A 729-nucleotide genomic window follows, 5' to 3' on the forward strand; every position below is an offset into this window, starting at 1 on the left:
ATGGAGCCATCCGTCATGTTGCAGTAAAAAGCGTGGAGCAGCAGGATGAACAGACCTTCCTACAGATGCGGCGACACCTTTCGTCTGAGCGGACGCGTTTGCTCAATCACATTCGTGGGCTGCTGGGGGAATACGGTATTGTTTTACCAAAAGGAGGCACAGTCTTAAGGCGGGAGATACCAGGTATTCTGGAAAATGAAGGCAATGGATTGACAGACTTCTTAAGGCAGCTTCTGCGCCGTCAACAGGCCAGACTGGTAAGCCTGGATGAAGAGCTTTCCTGGTATGACCGGGAGCTGAAGCAACAAGCAGAGAATGATGAGACCTGCCAGCGGTTGATGACTCTCCCAGGTTTTGGGCCAGTGGTTAGCCGCGCAGTCAACGCATGGATGGGTGATGGTACGCAGTTCAGGCGTGGGCGAGATGCGTCAGCGGCTCTTGGCCTGGTACCTCGGCAGTTTAGTACCGGCGGCCGAGAAGTCCTGTTGGGAATTAGCAAACGCGGAGACAGGTTTTTGCGGTCTCTGATTATCCATGGTGCCCGAGCGGTTGTCTGTAGGGCGGGGACGAAAACAGACAGGCTTAGTCTCTGGATAAACCACCTAGTTGCTACGCGCGGCTTTAACAAAGCGACGGTGGCCTTAGCGAACAAGCTTATACGGATAGCGTGGGTAGTTGTTACACGGCAAGAAACCTATAAACCAGTGACAGCATAAGAAAGCATTAGAA

General features: G+C 52.8%; 1 protein-coding gene. It reads left to right on the plus strand.

Annotated elements, in window-relative coordinates:
- Positions 1-716: IS110 family RNA-guided transposase (locus GMA8713_RS26070; RefSeq protein ID WP_062715570.1), on the plus strand; the 716-nt coding region annotated here is incomplete at its 5' end.
- Positions 717-729: the final 13 nt, after the last annotated feature.

The organism is Grimontia marina, from assembly GCF_900060185.1.
Classification (GTDB): Bacteria; Pseudomonadota; Gammaproteobacteria; order Enterobacterales; family Vibrionaceae; genus Enterovibrio; species Enterovibrio marinus.